This is a genomic window from Methanotorris igneus Kol 5 (genome assembly GCF_000214415.1).
In the GTDB taxonomy this organism is placed as follows: Archaea; AGJL01; Methanococci; order Methanococcales; family Methanococcaceae; genus Methanotorris; species Methanotorris igneus.
On record NC_015562.1, the window covers coordinates 1,323,062 to 1,340,161 of the forward strand.

The 17,100-nt window shown below is 32.5% G+C and carries 17 protein-coding genes; 10 read left to right on the forward strand and 7 right to left on the reverse strand.

Annotation, left to right across the window (positions count from 1 at the left end; all coding sequences use genetic code 11):
• Positions 1-68: 68 nt before the first annotated feature.
• Positions 69-1,040 (reverse strand): CBS domain-containing protein, encoded by a 972-nt coding sequence (locus METIG_RS06600; protein WP_013799446.1) that lies wholly within the window; start codon positions 1,038-1,040, stop codon positions 69-71.
• A 146-nt stretch (positions 1,041-1,186) separates the two neighbouring features.
• On the opposite strand from METIG_RS06600, the gene METIG_RS06605 reads away from it, so the two are divergent.
• Complete coding sequence (locus METIG_RS06605) at positions 1,187-2,017, forward strand: class I SAM-dependent methyltransferase (RefSeq protein WP_013799447.1); 831 nt, start codon at positions 1,187-1,189, stop codon at positions 2,015-2,017.
• Positions 2,018-2,652: 635 nt separating this feature from the next.
• Here the strand turns inward: METIG_RS06605 and METIG_RS06610 are convergent.
• Entirely contained in the window at positions 2,653-4,050 is a 1,398-nt protein-coding gene (locus tag METIG_RS06610) for an aspartate kinase (RefSeq protein WP_048055567.1), read from the reverse strand.
• Between the two features lie 210 nt (positions 4,051-4,260).
• Between METIG_RS06610 and METIG_RS06615 the strand changes: the two genes are divergently transcribed.
• Positions 4,261-5,118 (forward strand): DUF4013 domain-containing protein, encoded by an 858-nt coding sequence (locus METIG_RS06615; protein ID WP_013799449.1) that lies wholly within the window; start codon positions 4,261-4,263, stop codon positions 5,116-5,118.
• A gap of 387 nt (positions 5,119-5,505) precedes the next feature.
• Complete coding sequence (locus METIG_RS06625; protein ID WP_013799450.1) at positions 5,506-6,978, forward strand: 2-isopropylmalate synthase; 1,473 nt, start codon at positions 5,506-5,508, stop codon at positions 6,976-6,978.
• A 497-nt stretch (positions 6,979-7,475) separates the two neighbouring features.
• Here METIG_RS06625 and gatC read toward each other — a convergent pair whose 3' ends face one another.
• The 4 genes from gatC to METIG_RS06645 are packed head-to-tail and all read right to left on the reverse strand — an operon-like array spanning position 7,476 to position 9,148.
• A complete protein-coding gene (gene gatC / locus METIG_RS06630) occupies positions 7,476-7,715 on the reverse strand; it encodes an Asp-tRNA(Asn) amidotransferase subunit GatC (RefSeq protein WP_013799452.1) in 240 nt (79 codons plus the stop codon).
• A 12-nt stretch (positions 7,716-7,727) separates the two neighbouring features.
• Positions 7,728-8,597 (reverse strand): 4-hydroxy-tetrahydrodipicolinate synthase, encoded by an 870-nt coding sequence (dapA, locus tag METIG_RS06635; RefSeq protein WP_013799453.1) that lies wholly within the window; start codon positions 8,595-8,597, stop codon positions 7,728-7,730.
• 13 nt (positions 8,598-8,610) lie between these two features.
• The gene (locus tag METIG_RS06640; protein WP_013799454.1) at positions 8,611-8,802 is read right to left on the reverse strand and encodes a 30S ribosomal protein S17e; all 192 of its coding nucleotides are present in this window, start codon (positions 8,800-8,802) and stop codon (positions 8,611-8,613) included.
• A gap of 58 nt (positions 8,803-8,860) precedes the next feature.
• Positions 8,861-9,148, reverse strand: a complete 288-nt coding sequence (locus METIG_RS06645; RefSeq protein ID WP_013799455.1) for a chorismate mutase — start codon at positions 9,146-9,148, stop codon at positions 8,861-8,863.
• Positions 9,149-9,671: 523 nt separating this feature from the next.
• Between METIG_RS06645 and rpiA the strand changes: the two genes are divergently transcribed.
• The 5 genes from rpiA (at position 9,672) to cobS (ending at position 13,330) form a co-directional block, all read left to right on the forward strand.
• Positions 9,672-10,367 (forward strand): ribose-5-phosphate isomerase RpiA, encoded by a 696-nt coding sequence (gene rpiA / locus METIG_RS06650; protein WP_013799456.1) that lies wholly within the window; start codon positions 9,672-9,674, stop codon positions 10,365-10,367.
• Positions 10,368-10,867: 500 nt separating this feature from the next.
• Complete coding sequence (locus METIG_RS06655) at positions 10,868-11,098, forward strand: RNA chaperone Hfq (protein WP_013799457.1); 231 nt, start codon at positions 10,868-10,870, stop codon at positions 11,096-11,098.
• 198 nt (positions 11,099-11,296) lie between these two features.
• Positions 11,297-11,584, forward strand: coding sequence for an energy-converting hydrogenase B subunit P (locus METIG_RS06660; protein ID WP_013799458.1), 288 nt, complete (start codon positions 11,297-11,299; stop codon positions 11,582-11,584).
• A 186-nt stretch (positions 11,585-11,770) separates the two neighbouring features.
• On the forward strand, positions 11,771-12,457 hold the full coding sequence (locus tag METIG_RS06665) for a TIGR02253 family HAD-type hydrolase (protein WP_013799459.1): 687 nt from the start codon (positions 11,771-11,773) through the stop codon (positions 12,455-12,457).
• A 96-nt stretch (positions 12,458-12,553) separates the two neighbouring features.
• Positions 12,554-13,330, forward strand: a complete 777-nt coding sequence (gene cobS / locus METIG_RS06670) for an adenosylcobinamide-GDP ribazoletransferase (RefSeq protein ID WP_048055569.1) — start codon at positions 12,554-12,556, stop codon at positions 13,328-13,330.
• Here cobS and METIG_RS06675 read toward each other — a convergent pair.
• Positions 13,284-14,135, reverse strand: coding sequence for a shikimate kinase (locus METIG_RS06675; RefSeq protein WP_048055693.1), 852 nt, complete (start codon positions 14,133-14,135; stop codon positions 13,284-13,286). The genes cobS and METIG_RS06675 overlap by 47 nt on opposite strands.
• Before the next feature lie 176 nt (positions 14,136-14,311).
• Between METIG_RS06675 and hflX the strand changes: the two genes are divergently transcribed.
• Positions 14,312-15,547: a GTPase HflX gene (hflX, locus tag METIG_RS06680; protein WP_013799462.1), complete on the forward strand. Its 1,236-nt coding sequence runs from the start codon at positions 14,312-14,314 to the stop codon at positions 15,545-15,547.
• A 1-nt stretch (position 15,548) separates the two neighbouring features.
• Entirely contained in the window at positions 15,549-17,090 is a 1,542-nt protein-coding gene (locus METIG_RS06685) for a hypothetical protein (RefSeq protein WP_013799463.1), read from the forward strand.
• Positions 17,091-17,100: the final 10 nt, after the last annotated feature.

The following is a 17,100-nucleotide window of genomic DNA, read 5'->3' on the forward strand; positions in this document are numbered from 1 at the left end:
GATAATAAATTTTAGTGCAGACTGTTGAAAGTCATGAAAATGTGGGGAGTTCTGTTATTTTTCTGTTTTTATTGTTTAGCCGCTGTTTCTATTTGTTGGGTATCACATTTACTGCATTTACTTGGTTCCATATCTGAGAGTTTTTTTATTACATTTGGAGTTAGCACGCCTTCTATTAACCTTAATATATCAGTTCTTGTTATAATACCTACGACTTTATTGTTGTCATCTACAACTATTAACCTACCAACATCATATTTATCCATTGTTAAGAGGGCATTGTAGATTTTTTCTTTTGCTGAGATGGTTATAGGTCTTTTTGACATGATTTTCTCGACTTTCTCATCAACCTTTCCATCTGCAAGGGCTAATGCAACATCATGGAGGCTTAAAATTCCAACAAGTTTATCTCCTTCCATTACTGGAGCTCCACTAATGTTGTTATATGCCAACAACTTAGCAGCGTCTTTTATGGTATCATCTGGCTTAAGGTAGTAGAGTTTTTTCTTAATCCCCACATCTCCAACAAGTAAATTTGGAACACTTGCAACTCCCATGACATCAAGTAAGAGAATGTGGTTTATATCATCTCTTCCAACAACTTTACCAATAATTACGATTTTGTTGTGGTAGGTTGGACCTATCTTTAAAACATCCCCAACATTAAATTTCTTTGTGTCTCCTCTTATGTATATTTTAGATGAGCAGTGTTTTTCGTGTGTAACCGTGTCAAATTCAATTTTTACAACAGAAACTCCTTCGACTCTCTCATCCCCCTTGTAAATAGGGACAATTATCTCCTCTTCTTCATCAAGACCTAAAACCCTATATGCTTCACTTGTAGGCACATACCCCCCTTTTGGGCCAGGAACACCATCTACAAGGTTTAAAGCCCTTAATGCCTGCATTTGATTTCTTATAGTTCCGGGATTTCTGTTTAACCTTATAGCGATTTCAGTTCCTTTAACAGCCCTATTTTTTTCTTTATATATTGCTATTAGCTCTTGGAGTATCTCTTTTTGAATAACGGTAAGTTCCATAATCCCACCAACACATATAAATGACAAATGATTATAAATAATGATTATAAATCGTGATGGTATAAATAGTTAACTAAATATTTTCAAAAGTAATTAGAGTAGTTAATACCTAATAAATAAATAAAAAATTAAAGTAGGTAATTTTTATGTTTTGGATAACATATAGAGAGGCACAAAAAATACTAAATGCAAAAAATAGCGTCTCTCTTAACCTTGATTTAGAAAAAACTTCAAAAACATGGGTAGTTGAGATTGTGGATAATAAGGCAGTGTTTCCAGATGGCAGTGAGATTGATTTAAGTATCATGGAAAAAATAGCTAAAGATGAAAGCACCGTTTATTTTGTTAGGGATGGGGAGGTTTATAAGGCGGCAATATCTAATGATGGGTATTATAAGCTTGTTTCCACAATTCCCCCAACCATAGAGATTAATGGTATAAGGATGCACAGAACAAAGGATACAAATCCTTACAAGGATACACTTGAAAAAATCAACACTATAAAACCAAAAAAAGGGGAGTTTATCCTTGATACATGTATGGGTTTGGGGTATACGGCTATAGAATGTGCTAAGAGAGGAGCAAGAGTAATAACCATAGAAAAGAACCCAAATGTTTTGGAAATTGCAAAAATAAACCCATATAGTGAGGAACTCTTCACAAACAAAAATATAGAAGTAAGGATGGGAAATGCCTTCGATGTTGTTAAAGAATTTGAGGATGGGACCTTTGATGCTATTGTTCACGACCCACCAAGGTTTAGTTTGGCGGGAGAACTTTATAGCGAGGAGTTCTATAGGGAACTTTATAGGATTTTAAAACCGGGAGGAAGGTTATTCCATTATGTTGGCAACCCTGGGAAAAAGTATAGACACAAGGATTTGCAGAGGGGTGTTATGGAGAGATTGAGGAATGTTGGTTTTGTTGATGTTAAGAGGGTTGAAGAGGCGTTGGGAGTTGTTGGTAAGAAGGTTTAGGTCTGCGGAATTCATGCTAATTATTCAACTACAACAAAATTATACGGCAAAACCTTGTTTTGCCATTAATTTTTGAAAGAGCAACGAATCACATGTAAAATTTCAAAATTAGCATAATTATGCTTTTAATTTTATTAAAAATATCGAAAATTAGCCATTTATAATGTATTAAGATTCAGGAATCATTATAGTTGTTCGCGTTAATAATTGGTTATAACCGCTAATAAATTTAAAGGTGGGATAGTCCATTTTTATAATTAAACTCCTGATTTATTCTCCTTTCAAAAAATTCATTATATTTATAAGTGTAAAAAATTGATGGCAAAACCCCAGTTTTGCCGTATAATTTCACGAACAACTATAGTTTTGTGGGGATGATGAGTGATTGGCCGGCTGATTTTTGTGATGAGCGAGAACTTCTGGCCCACATTTTGTTTGTAGAATTTGGTATAGTGTTATTTTTAATATTAAGATAATTCGTATATCTAATAATCTATATATTTGAATTAATTGATTTTTTATATCCAAAATTGTAATATTTTTTCGCTCGTAGAAAAGTAAGAAAAGAAAATAAAAAATAATAAAATTAAGAAATCCAGCATTAAAACATTAAATATGCTAATAACATTATTCGCTTACTCTACATTTTCAATAAATGTTTTATGCAATTTTTTGACGCACGGAATTAGGTCTTTCTCATCAATAACAAATGAGATGTTAACTTCTGATGAACCTTGAGCAATCATCTTTATATTTGCTCCACTTTCAGCAACGGCAGTAAACAGCTTTCCAGCAATGCCTTTTGAACCTCTCATTCCAGCTCCCACAACAGAGATAACACACACGTTTTCATCTACATTAATGTCTCTTATAAGCCCAGAGTTTTCGAACTCCTTCTTCAACTCATAGACACTCTTCTCTACATCTTCTGCATCAACAACAATGGATACGTTTGTTTCAGAGGAACCTTGGGAAATTAAAATCACATTAGCGTTTGCTTTGCCTAATGCCTTAAATATTCTTGCTGCAGTGCCACTAACACCAACCATTCCTGCCCCAAAGATATTAATCAATGCAACATTTTTTATTGTTGTTATTGCTTTGACTATACTGTTACTCATCTCTAAATCATTGGTTATTAGGGTTCCTTCATTTTCTGGCTCAAATGTGTTCTTTACCAATATTGGAATACCCTTTTCCATTGCAGGCTCAATAGTTCTTGGATGCAAAACTTTAGCACCAAAGTATGCTAATTCCATGGCCTCGATATATGAAATTTTTGGAATTCTTCTTGCATTTTTGACAATTTTTGGATCAGTTGTTAAGATACCACTAACATCAGTCCATATCTCAATAATCTCTGCATCCAATCCATAACCAATAATTGCTGCTGAGTAGTCACTTCCTCCTCTACCAAATGTTGTGATTCTTCCATCCTCAGTAGATGCAATGAAACCAGTTACAACCGGGATGTAGCCCTTCTCTAATAACGGCAAGAGTTTCTCTTTTACTTCCAATTTTACAACTTTTGCACATCCAAAATTGTCATCTGTTATAATTCCCGCTTCTCCACCAGTTAAGAATACTGATTTTTCTCCTAAATCCCTAATTGCTCCACTCAATATTGGGGCAGATAACCTCTCACCAAATGATAGGATGTAATCTTTTGATTTTGGGGTTAATTCTCCCAAGTAAGCGACTCCTATTAAAACCTTCTCTAATTCTTCTATTCTCTCATCTATTACTTTTTTTACTTCATTTCTAATTTCCTCACTTTTTATTGCATCTTCAATGGCCTTGTAGTGTTTTTCCCTGGTATCTTTTATGAATTTGTTTATCCTTTCAATATCTTTTATATCCAATGCTTCCTTTGAAATGTCCACCAATGAATTAGTAACTTGACTCATCGCAGAAACAACTACAACTACATCTTTATTTTCTTTTTTCTTTTTGTTTAGTACTATATTTGCTACGTGCCTTATCCTTTTTCCATCCCCTACGGATGTTCCTCCAAATTTCATTACTACTACCATTATATTCACCAAATAATCTTTGATATATACGGCAAAACATAGTTTTGTCGTTAATTGCAATTGTTCTATCTTAAAAATTATACGGCAAAATCCCCTGGATTTTGCCAAATTTTCTAACGCACAGCTATTAATCATAATAAGCACAAAGTAAATATAGCACAAAAATCATAATCATTATTATTATATTTAAAGTATTTTTTGGTGGTTGTTATGTTTTTTGAGAGTTATATAAAAGAACCTTTGAAATATGCTCTATCGGATACAAAAAAATTGTTTGTTGGGGGCGTTATATTATTAGTTGGGATGATAAGTATTTTGTTTGGAATGTTTTTAATAATTTTGGGAATAATGCCACATATGATGCCTGAAAATATACAACATTTACAAGTTTTTGGGGTATTGGGAGTAATTTTAGGGGGAGGATTTAGTTTAGTTGGATTGTTGTGCTCATTGGTCATTTCTGGCTATTATATGCAAATAATTAAGTATACGTTGAATGATAAAAATGAACTTCCAGAATGGGAAAACTTCTTAGATATGATTAAAAAAGGGTTTTTATATATGGTGGGTGTTTCAATACTCAGCATATTAATAAATATCCCAAGTTATTTATTTGCTATAATACATGTATTTAATAACTCACTGATAATCTCCATTCTTGACAATATAATTTCCATAATATGTTCGTTAGTTGCATGGCTGATAATCCCATTGGCAACAGTGAATTTTGTGGCAAAGGATAGGTTTTTTGCATTTTTTTATCTTAGAGAGATAATAAGGATGATGTCCTTTGAGTATGTAGGTGTTTTATTTGCAATAGCTGTCATATCATTTGTGATAATAATTTTATATATATTAGTTGTGGTTATGTTTGGAGTAGCACTTTGGTTTGTTAGTAAATTACTTATGGTTATAATTATTGCCCTATTCATTCTGACATTTCCATTTGTAGATATATTTATAAAAGTGTTTTCAAATAGGGCATACGCAAAATACTATAAGAATTACACAAACAAAATTCATAAAAATAACGGAGAAACAGAAAAAATTCATAATGAAACCTTTTAAAAAGGTTTCATCGAAACTTTTAAAAAAAGTTTCATCAAAATGGGATGCATTGCTTCGCTTCGCTCAGCAATGCCTCTTAGATACATTATTTGGCAAAACCTTTAGGTTTTGCCGTATAATTTGGAAATATGCTATTGGTAAATTTTTAAGGATTGTACAATCATTCTAAATTTTAATGAATGAATAACAATTATTTGGAAATTCATTAACGTATAAATAAAAAATTAATGGCAAAACCCAAAGGGTTTTGCCGTATATATTCCGCACACGACTATGATTATAATCATCTCTTTCAAAATTTTATTATGCTCAACTAAATGATAAAAATTCCGCAAACACCTATACTCTCCATATATCTCAACTATAAAAAGATTTAAAGTGATTTTTATGAAGGTTAGAATATTTGACACAACTTTAAGGGATGGAGAACAAACACCAGGGGTTTCATTAACTCCAAATGAAAAATTGGAGATAGCACTAAAGCTGGATGAGTTAGGAGTTGATGTTATAGAGGCAGGAAGTGCCATAACTTCAAAAGGAGAAAGAGAAGGGATAAAGTTAATTACAAGAGAAAATTTAAATGCTGAGATATGTTCATTTGTCAGGGCATTGCCAATAGACATAGATGCTGCATTAGAATGTGATGTAGATAGCGTTCATTTGGTAATCCCAACATCAGACATCCATATGAAATATAAGCTTAAAAAAACACCACAAGAAACACTGGAATGTGCTGCAAATGCTGTTGAATATGCAAAAGACCATGGGTTGATTGTAGAGCTTTCAGCAGAGGATGCTACAAGAAGTGATGTGAATTTCTTAATCGAGTTGTTTAATAAAGGTATAGAATTAGGGGCAGATAGGGTTTGCGTGTGTGATACTGTTGGTGTATTAACCCCAGAAAAATCCATAGAATTATTCAAAACATTAAAAGAACATATAAAAGTTCCAATTTCAGTGCACTGTCATAATGATTTTGGGATGGCTACTGCTAATACTGTCTGTGCCATCAGAGGAGGGGCAGTGCAGTGCCACGTTACTGTGAATGGAGTAGGAGAGAGGGCAGGAAATGCCTCCTTAGAAGAAGTTGTTATGGCATTGCAAGTTCTCTATGGTTATGAAACAAATATAAAAACAGAGAAACTTTACGAAACCTCAAGGGTAGTCTCAAGATTAATGAAACTTCCAGTACCTCCAAATAAAGCAATAGTTGGAGATAATGCATTTGCTCATGAGGCAGGAATACACGTTGATGGGTTAATCAAGAATACCCAGACTTATGAACCAATTCAGCCAGAACTTGTTGGTAATAGAAGGAGAATTATACTTGGGAAACACAGCGGAAGGGCAGCATTGAAGTATAAACTCAACTTAATGGGAATAGAGGTAAGTGAAGAGCAATTAAATGAAATATATGAGAAAGTTAAGCACTTTGGGGATTTAGGAAAATATATCTCTGATATTGATTTGAAAGCAATAGTTAACGAAGTTACTGGAAAACATGCAGAGGAAAAAATAAAATTGGATGAATTGACTGTTGTATCTGGAAATAAAATAACCCCAATAGCGTCTGTAAAATTGCACTTTGCTGGAGAGGACAAACATTTAATAGAGACGTCCTATGGTGTTGGTCCAGTTGACGCTGCAATAAATGCAGTTAAGAAGGCAATAAGTGGAGTTGCAGATATAAGGTTGGAAGAATATAGAGTTGAGGCAATGAGTGGAGGAACTGATGCGTTGATAGAGGTTGTTGTTAAGTTGAGGAGAGGAAGTGAGGTCGTAGAGGTTAGAAAGTCCCACGGAGATATTATAATGGCGTCTGTAATGGCAGTTATGGAAGGAATAAACATGCTGCTCTAATTTAATCTTATTATTTTTGATCTTAGTTTTTTATTATTGTTTTCCATTATTTATTGGACAATTGTATTTAAATATATAAATATTTCAATTATGTTGTTTATAAAACTATACAAAACAATTGAAATTAATTATAAAAAAGATAAGGTACAACAAATCGAAATAAAATAGGAGTTTTAATTATTTCTTCTGTCTTTTCTCTCTTTTCATTCTTCTTAATCTCTTCTTGTACCATTTCCATCTCATTCTACCTTTTTTCTTCCATCTTCTTGAACTCCTCTTTATAGTCCCAGCCTCCTTTTAGTTTTTGGTTTTTATGTTTAATTTACTGAACTGATATTTATATATTTAAGTTCAAACTTTTACTAAAAGTTTGATCAATAAGATGAAATCTTTCGGGATTTCATTACCCAAATTTTTCGGTTTGGAACAGATAAGATGCCTCTCTGTACTCAACATCCCCTCTTAGACGTTCCTACTGCAAATACTTTTTGGATGGGTTAATTGCTCCACTTACCCTTTTCAACAACAACGTATCCGTCTTTTGTTTTTGGAGCTATGCTTAAAACATCATCTCTAAAGTTTTCATCTAAAGATGGTTCATCGTCAGTTCTTAAAACATTTTTTGTATCAAGGATGTAGTAGGTTTCTTCCTCATCCAATTCAAAACTTTCAAGAACCTTTGAAAATTCTTTAATAATTTCATCTGCTTCTTTTTTTATCTTTTCGATATCAACCATCAAAATCACCAATTATTTCAAAAGCCCAAGGTTTTTCAAAACTTCTTCCAACTTTTTCTTATTTTCTTCCTTCATCTTGCAGAGAGGCAGTCTTAACTCTCCAGATGGCATTCCAAGCATGTTCATAGCAGTTTTTATTGGGATTGGGTTGGTTTCAATAAACATTGCCTTCATTAATGGGTATAGCTTATAGTGTATCTCTCTTGCCTTGTCAAACTCTCCCTTTAATGCATAATCAACCATTTCAACAAACTCTTTTGGGACAATATTTGCTACGACACTAATAACTCCTTTACCGCCAAGGGCGATGATTGGTAAAGTGAGCTCATCATTTCCAGATAGGACTGTTATATTACATTCCCTTATAATCTCTGATACTTGTGAGAGGTTTGGATTTGCCTCTTTTATTGCTGTTATGTTGCTGTATTCTTCTGCCAAATATTTTACTGTTGACGGCTCTAAGTTTACTGCTGTCCTTGATGGAACATTGTAGAGGATAATAGGCAAGTTAATGCTTTCTGCAATGGTTCCAAAGTGCTTTTTTAACCCTTCTTGTGTTGGTTTGTTGTAATAGGGAGTTATTGATAATACTGCGTCTGCTCCAACATCCTCTGCAAACTGTGAAAGTTCAACTGCCTCTGCTGTGGAATTGGAGCCAGCTCCTGCAATAACTGTTACTCTTCCATCTACTATTTCTACGGCTTTTTCTATAACCTTTTTGTGCTCTTCATGGGATAGCGTAGGGGACTCTCCTGTTGTTCCAACGGCTACAATCCCACTAACGCCATTTTCAATTAAAAAATTTATGTTCTTTTCTAATCCTTCAAAATCAATCTCCCCATTTTTAAAGGGGGTTATAATTGCAGGAAAAACCCCTCGCATAAAAATCTCCTCTTTATTGACTCATTTGTTTCATTTTGTGGGTTATATATCCTGCAATTCTGTTTCTTAATCTTTTTGTGGAAATTAATGCTACTTCTTGGACAATTTTTTTGTTAGTCTCGAAGTCTGTTGTGAATTTGTCTTTGTATTTCTCAATTAACTCGTCTCCAATTCTCTTTATGAATGATTGCCTAATCCTTCCCAATGTATCACCCTCATGATTTTGTGCATTTTTTGCATGGAGTATATTTGTTTAATAATTTTTATTTTTTTAGGTATTTAGATTGTATAGCTTTATTATGCTCAACGAGTATTTTAATGATTTTTACGCCAATTTCTTCATCAAAGTTGTATTTGTTGCATAATTTTCGTGTTTTTTCATAAACTTCTTTTTCTCGTTTACTGTCATTTATTGGCATATTTAAAGCTTTTTTTAACATGGCAATATCTTTTGCAAAATTCGTTCTCTCAGCCATTAGTTTTATCAATTCCTCGTCAATCTCATCAATTCGTTTTCTAATGGCTTCGAGTTGTGTCTTTGCATCATTCATTTTATCTCCAGTTAACTATAATTAGCTTATCAAAGTTTTAATTATGTATTATTTAAATTTAACTGTGCCACTTTGATAGTTAGGTCAGTATTTATTAGGTAGTATAAAATAGAAATGCGGACATTACAAAAGTATTGTAATTATGTATTTTTTATTTAAATGTATTGTCTATTTATAGTTGTGTGCGAAATATATGCGGCAAAACCCTTTGGGTTTTGCCATTATATTTATACGTTAATGAATTTTTAAATAGTCGTTATCCTTCATTAGAATTTGAAATAATTCTACAATCATTAAAAATTTACCAACAGTATATTTCAAATTTGCACTATAAACGAAAAATTATAAAAATAAATGCATGGCATAGTTTCTCGACGAATGAATATTACAAACAATTTTAAATTCTAATGTCATATTTAATCTGATTTTAAATAAGATACATTAATAAGTATTGGGAAACTAAAGTGATATTAAAATTCCAAAGTAATCAATTAAAACGAACAAAAATAATCATGGTGATATTATGGAAAATGCAAAGTCATTGGTTGCAAAAGAAGCAGCAAAATTAATAGAGGATGGGATGGTTGTTGGTTTAGGTTCAGGTTCAACAGCAGGGCTCTTTATTATGGAGCTTGGTAAGAGGATACAAGAGGAAGAACTTACTGTTTTTGGTGTACCTACGTCATTTGAAGCGAGGATGTTGGCGTTACAATATGGTGTTCCTTTGGTATCTCTCGATGAGTATGATGTGGATATAGCAGTAGATGGAGCGGATGAGGTAGAAAAGGATACACTCTATTTAATAAAAGGCGGGGGAGGTTGCCATACACAAGAAAAGATTGTTGACTATTCTGCAAAGGAATTTGTCGTTATTGTTGATGAATCCAAATTGGTTAATAAATTAGGTGAGAAATACCCAATACCAGTAGAAGTCGTGCCTTTTGCTTATTCAGTAGTAATTAAGGAACTTATAAATATGGGAGGAAATCCAACAATAAGGTTAGGGGAGAGGAAAAGAGGTCCTATCATCACTGATAATGGAAATATGATTATAGATGTTAGTATGGATATAGATAATGCTGAAAAACTTGAAAAAGAACTCAACAGTATCCCAGGGGTTGTTGAAAACGGTATCTTTACAAAAGTGGATAAAGTTTTGGTTGGAACTGCTAAAGGTGTAAAAACATTAAAAAAGAAAAAGAAGAAGGGTAAAAAGTAAGTAGTTTTATAGTCCTGAACATTAATAAGTGGAAAATTATTAAGTTGGATTTTTAAACTTCAAATGTTTATCCTTGTTGAAAGTTTTTATTTTTTTGATTTAAAGGGTTTTTTATCTTTATTTTTTAATTTTAATCGCGAATCTCACGCATTTTAAGATAATTTTATAAATTTGGATTTATCAATTTACTGAGATTTTGACTATTTAAGGTTTTAAAATTATTTTTATCAATTTTTCCTTAAAATTTTTGTTTATTTTTTTATTTTTTTGATGAAACTTTTTAAAAGTTTCAATTAGAGTATAGTGGGATGGAAATCTTATGATTGAATATATCTTCATTGTTATTATGTGTTGTTGGAATGGTATATTAAAAATTACAAATTTATATATGTGGAAGACAAAAAAGAGAAAAAAGAATAAAAATAAAAAAGATGAAGTATATCATCATTAAAAGCAAAAAGTATATAAACCAATCATACTATTGAATAGTGAGGGATATTATGATGAAGCAGAATAAGAGTAGAAAACCTAAGCAAATACCAAACTTTGAGTATGCAAGAAGATTTGTTGGTAAAAATGTTAGAATATACTTAAGGAATGGAGAAGTTTTAGATGCAAAGGTTACAGGTGTCTCAAACTACGAGATTATGGCAACCGTTATGAAAGACAATGAAATAAAGAACATGCTTATCTTCAAGCATGCAATTGACTACATAGAATTTGAGAAATAAATTTCCTTCATCCCCATATTTTTTAATTTTAGTTTTTGTTATTTTATATTTTATTTTTAATTTATATATTCAAATATTATAATGATAACCAATATATGTTTGCAGAAGAAAGATACTTAAAAAATTTAGAAGTATAAATAAAGTATCGAAAAAAGCTTGAAGTAGAAACACAACTATAAATTTAGCGATGGTGGAATTATGCCTAAGATGGTGCTCCTTCCAAAACTTACAATGGCTCTTGGAGGATATATTAGAGAGACAGTAATGCCATATAGTGAAGATGAGGCAAAGCCATTCCCATACAGGAATGTTATCGTAGGAAATCCAACAGATGAACCAATAAAAATAGATGTGCCTGCGTACGATGAGGATTGGATAGAAAGGCATAGGAAATTAGGTCTAATTGTAGTTCCTGTTACAGAAAATGATGATTTCGTTGGTTTATTTAAGATGGTTGAAGAGAAGGTTAAAAGAGGAGGAAAATAATAAATATTAGGCAAAAACTCCTGTGGAGTTTTCACTGCTCGAAGCTTCGCTTCGATTAGGCGAAATCAAAGATTTCACTGCTCGAACCTAACGGTTCGATGACTAAAATCTTCAATGAAATTAAAAAGACAATTATACTTATTTGAATTATTACCTCTTTAATTTTGCTTAGCAGACGGTGAAATTATGATAAAAGGAATATTTTTTGATTTAGATGATACTCTATATGATTCTTCAAATTTTGTTGATATAGCAAGGAGAGAAGCAATAAAATCCATGATAGATGCTGGTTTAAAAACTACTGAGGAAGAGGCGTACAAAATCTTACAAAAGATTATAAAAGATAAGGGTTCTAATTATGGAAAGCATTTTGATGATTTGGTAAAGGCAGTTATGGGTTATTATGACCCAAAAATCATCTGCATGGGGATAATCACCTACCATAATGTGAAATTTGCTTTATTAAGGCCCTACCCAGACACAATAAAAACATTGATAGAATTAAAGAAAATGGGGTTAAAATTGGGGGTTATTACTGATGGAATAACAATAAAACAATGGGAAAAACTTATAAGGTTAGGGATTCATCCATTTTTCGACGTTGTTGTTACATCAGAAGAGTATGGATTGGGAAAGCCACATTTGGAATTTTTTGAGTTTGGATTGAAAAAGATGGGGTTGAAGGCAGAAGAGGTTATTTATGTTGGAGATAGGGTTGATAAGGATATAAAACCTGCAAAAGAACTTGGAATGACAACTATAAGAATTTTAAAAGGAAAGTATAAGGATATGGAGGGGGAGAGTGATTATACGGTTACCAAATTGCCAGAGATAGTTGATATAGTAAAAAATTTGATAGAAAAAAATGAATAATTAACATAAAAAAATAAGCATAAAAAAGTGAAACCATTTTCTGACATGGTTTTAGGAATGGTTGATTTTCAATATAAGAATACAAAAAGTGAAACCATGATTGAAGATATCAGGAATCTCATCGCCTTTATGACAAGAATACCAATAGGGACTGAAAATTTTGATTTTGAGAAGATAGCAGAGTATTTCTTTATAATTCCAATTATTGGATTAATTATTGGTGGATTTGGGGCATTGTTAGCGTATATTCTGAGTTATATTTTCCCATCGACCATTGTTGGTATTATTGTGATGTTCTTTTTACTTTATGTGCAGGGGTTTCATCATGTTGATGGTTTAGCGGATTTTGGGGATGCATGGATGTTGATGGGTTCTCCAAAAAGGAAGTTAGAAGTTATGAAGGATGTTTATATGGGTATAGGAGGATTGATTTTTGTATTTTTTGTGGAATTAATCTCTATATTCGCTATTATTTATGCTATTGAATTTTCAGTAGTTTATATCTTAATTGCTGAGATTTGCTCAAGATTGGGAATGTTGGCATGTGCATGCTGTGGAACACCATGTAGTGAAGGAACTGGAAGATATTTTGTAAAAAAGAGTGATGAAAAATTTATTGTTATGGGATTAATGCTGACTTTGCTCATAGTATTCCCATTGGCTGGAAAGTTGGGGGTTTTATGCGTAATTTTGGCAATATTAACTGGAGGATATATAGCAAGAGTGGCAAATAAACATTTCAGATGTGTTAATGGTGATGTTTTGGGAGCTACCAATGAAATAACGAGGATGGTTGTTTTGTTGGGTATTGTGTTTTACCTATACGCTAACCAATCACTTCAGCCCCTCCATAATCTAATTCAGATGATATAACTCTCCCGTATTTTTCAAGGGTTTTTTTTACTTTTTCAACATCCTCCTCATAGCACAATGCAATGTATGATGGCCCTGTTCCAGAGAGACCTGCGGTTACTGCGTTGTTTTCGATTGCTTCTATTGCAATGTTTGTTGGGAAGTTTAAGGCAGACGCATATAAAATCCCATTTAAAAACAAAGCTCTGTAGTAGTTTCCGTTTAGACATTCATTAAAGGCAACTTCAACATAATCCTTTAAAAGTTTCATCCTATTCACATCAACGTTCTTTTTTAGGTTTGGAATTAAAACTAAAACTTTTAAATCATCCTTAAATTTATCCCTTTTTAGAATTTTCCTTTCAATGTTGTCTGTTATTGTAATTCCACCATAATAAGAGGCAGTTGCATCATCATAAGCTCCAGTAACAGTTAGTTTCTCATCAAATGATGATTTTATCCCCAAATCTAAAACTAATTCATCATCTATCTTTTCCCCCAATGCTGCAAAAGTTGCCAACACAACGGCGTTTGATGTTGCACTACTACTACTCAATCCTGATTTTATTGGAATTTGCGTCTCTGTCTCCACTTTTGCAGAGTAATTTAGCCCAAAATAATCTAAAACATTCTTCACACATCTTTTAATCAAATTTGGTTTGACTTTTGGGTTATCTTTAACAATTCCTTCAATTTTATTTTTCCCATCATCAAAAAGTTCAACTGTTGCTTTAACCTTCAAGTTTATCCCAAATGCTGAACCCTTTCCAGTGGCTATGGCATTTATGATTGTTCCAGATGCAGATGCTATGGCAGTTGCTTTCATACTCATGTTATCACCAATTATCACTTAAAAAATTATTTTTAAAACAAAATTTTTACTTCTTTTTATGTTGAAAAATTAATAAACTCTAAACATAACATAAATAATATAATAATATATTTTTGTTAATGATGTTGATAACTTGATAGCATAAAAATAAACAAAAAATATCACAGCGGATGATAAACGTGTTAAGGAAAAGGGCAATGTTAATTTTAAGAAAAGAATTTAGCGAGAGGAAAAATATTGAGGAATTGAAGGAATTGGCGAGTGTTTTGTATGAACCAGTTGAGTGTGTAGTCCAAGTCCGCCCTCCACATCCAAAGTATCAGATAGGTAGTGGATTAGTGGAGAAATTGGTAGAGAAGATAAAAGAAAAGGACATAGAGATTGTGATTTTTGATAATCGACTTTCCCCAACCCAAAAATACAACTTGGCTGGGAAATTTGGTGTTGAAGTTATAGATAAGGTTGAATTAGTTTTGAGGATATTCTACAAGCATGCCCATACAAAAGAAGCACAGTTGCAAGTTAGGTTGGCAGAACTTCAATATGAACTACCCCAAGCAAAAGAAAAGGTTAGATTGGCAAAATTGGGGGAGAGGCCAGGATTTGGAGGATATGGGGACTATGAGGTTAATAAATACTACAACAAAATAAAGAGGGAAATTGCCATCATAAAGGAAAAATTAAAAAAGATCAGGGAGCATAGGAAACGTCTAAGAAAGAAGAGGAAAAAGTTCGAGGTTGTTGGGTTAATTGGCTACACAAACGCTGGAAAAACAAGTTTGTTGAATGCTTTAACAGGGGAAAATAAAACATCAAAAAACCAGGTATTTACAACATTAACCACAACAACGAGGGCCATAAAAAATGCCCCAAGGAAAATTTTAGTTACTGATACAGTTGGATTTATGGAGGATTTGCCACCGTTTATGATTGAGGCGTTTTTATCAACTATTGAGGAAAGTGCAGAGAGTGATTTAATTTTGATTGTTGTTGATGCATCTGATAGCATTGAAGATATCGAGAGGAAGTTAAAGACAAATTACGAAATTTTGAGTAAGATTGGTTGCAGTGCTCCAATAATAACAGTGTTTAATAAATGTGATAAGATAGATGAGGAAAAGAAAAAAGAGATTTTAACGTCATTGGAGAGGTATATAGTGAGCCCCATATTTGTCTCAGCAAAATACCACATCAATATAGATAAGCTTATTGAACTAATTTTAGAAAAGTTAAACGCAAGCATTGGAGTTGTGGAAACGTCAGATATGAAATTAATATCATACTTATATGAAAACACCGAAATTATAGAGAAGATTGAGGAAAATGGAAAATATATTGTAACATTTAGAGCAAAGGAAGAAGAAGTTAATAGAATTTTAAGGATAGCCAACAAATTGGGGGGATAATATGCAATTAAACTTAAAAAAGAAACTTTATACACTAATTTTTGTGATATTGGGGTTAATTTTATTGTATGCTATCTCTCCAATACTTCATCCTTTTTTCATGTTTTTTTATAAGAATCCATCAACAATTGAGTTAGGTTTTTTAGTCGTGGGAATTATCGTATTCTTAGCATATAGGCAGAGAGAAATTAACAGAATTATGTATACCATCCTAATGCTCATTTTAGGGTATTTTGTTGTTTTATCGCCAGTGCTCTATATAGCAAATGCATATTCATTAACGACACTCCAAAAGGAAAATATTCCAAAAGATATTGAGAATTTTGATGGGTTAGAGTTTGATAATGGGGGAGGATTTTTAAGAATATTGCCAAAAAAGGTTGCAGAGACATATATGATCTCATCATTAGAATATCCAAGATACACAATAGACAGTGTTCATATAACAACATTCAACAACTCCATGTTTTGGTTTGCATATTTAGAGCCGGATGGGTTATTTAATAGGGTAATACTCAAATCAAAAGGTATCTTTATGATTCCAGTTAACACAACCGAGAGAGTTGTGATAAGGGAGGAGAAAAATATTGAGTACACTCCAGGGCAATTAATCACTGATAACCTTTATTGGAAGTTGTATAGGGTTGATTACTTTGCTGACTATGGAAAGCCGAGAGTTGTTGTTAAAGAAAATAAAATATACACAATAGTTCCACAAATAAAATATAGGTTCCATGGATTCTATACAACTCCATATTGGAGTGGGATTGTTGTTTTGGATGAAGAAGGAAATATAAGATATTACTCAAAAGAAGAGGCACTGAAGAGATTTGGGGATTCCCCAATATTTCCAGAAAGTTTGGCAAGGAGGATTGTGGAGTCCCAAAACTATTGGAAATCATCCCCAATAGCAAATATATTAAATCTCTGGTTTAAGCATGAAAATGAGATTGAGTTAGTTGATTCTGATGAGAATAAACAACCATACCTAATTATGGTAGATAAAAAACCATATTGGGTACTTGCAGTTGAACCGTATGGTAGGGCTTATGGAATTTCAAGAATCTATGTTATAGGCATGGATGGAAATATTATGCAATACAAATTTAGTGATCCAAAAATAGGGCCTATAAAAGGCATGGATTACGTGCAAAAATCCCTCCCAACTTACGATTGGGATAAGTTTGAAATTGTTGAACCATTGCCGATATTTGTGGATGGTAAATTATATTGGAGATATATAATTATCCCAAAATCAGGAGGGGGTATTTCAAAGATAGTTTTAGTTGATGTGGAAACTGGAGACGTTGAAATATTTAATTCCTATGATGAATACTCCTCATTTATAAAAAATGGGGGAACTGAGAGTATTAAAAAGGTTACTATTAAAGATATTATAAAATACGAGAAAAATGGGAACACACATTGGTTGATTATCTTGAGCAATGGCTCTTATGTTGATTTGTCTGCTGGAGAGTTGAATATTGAGGGGATTATTAAAATAAGCAAGTTAAAGGTTGGAGATGTCTATAATTCAAAATGAAACCTTTATT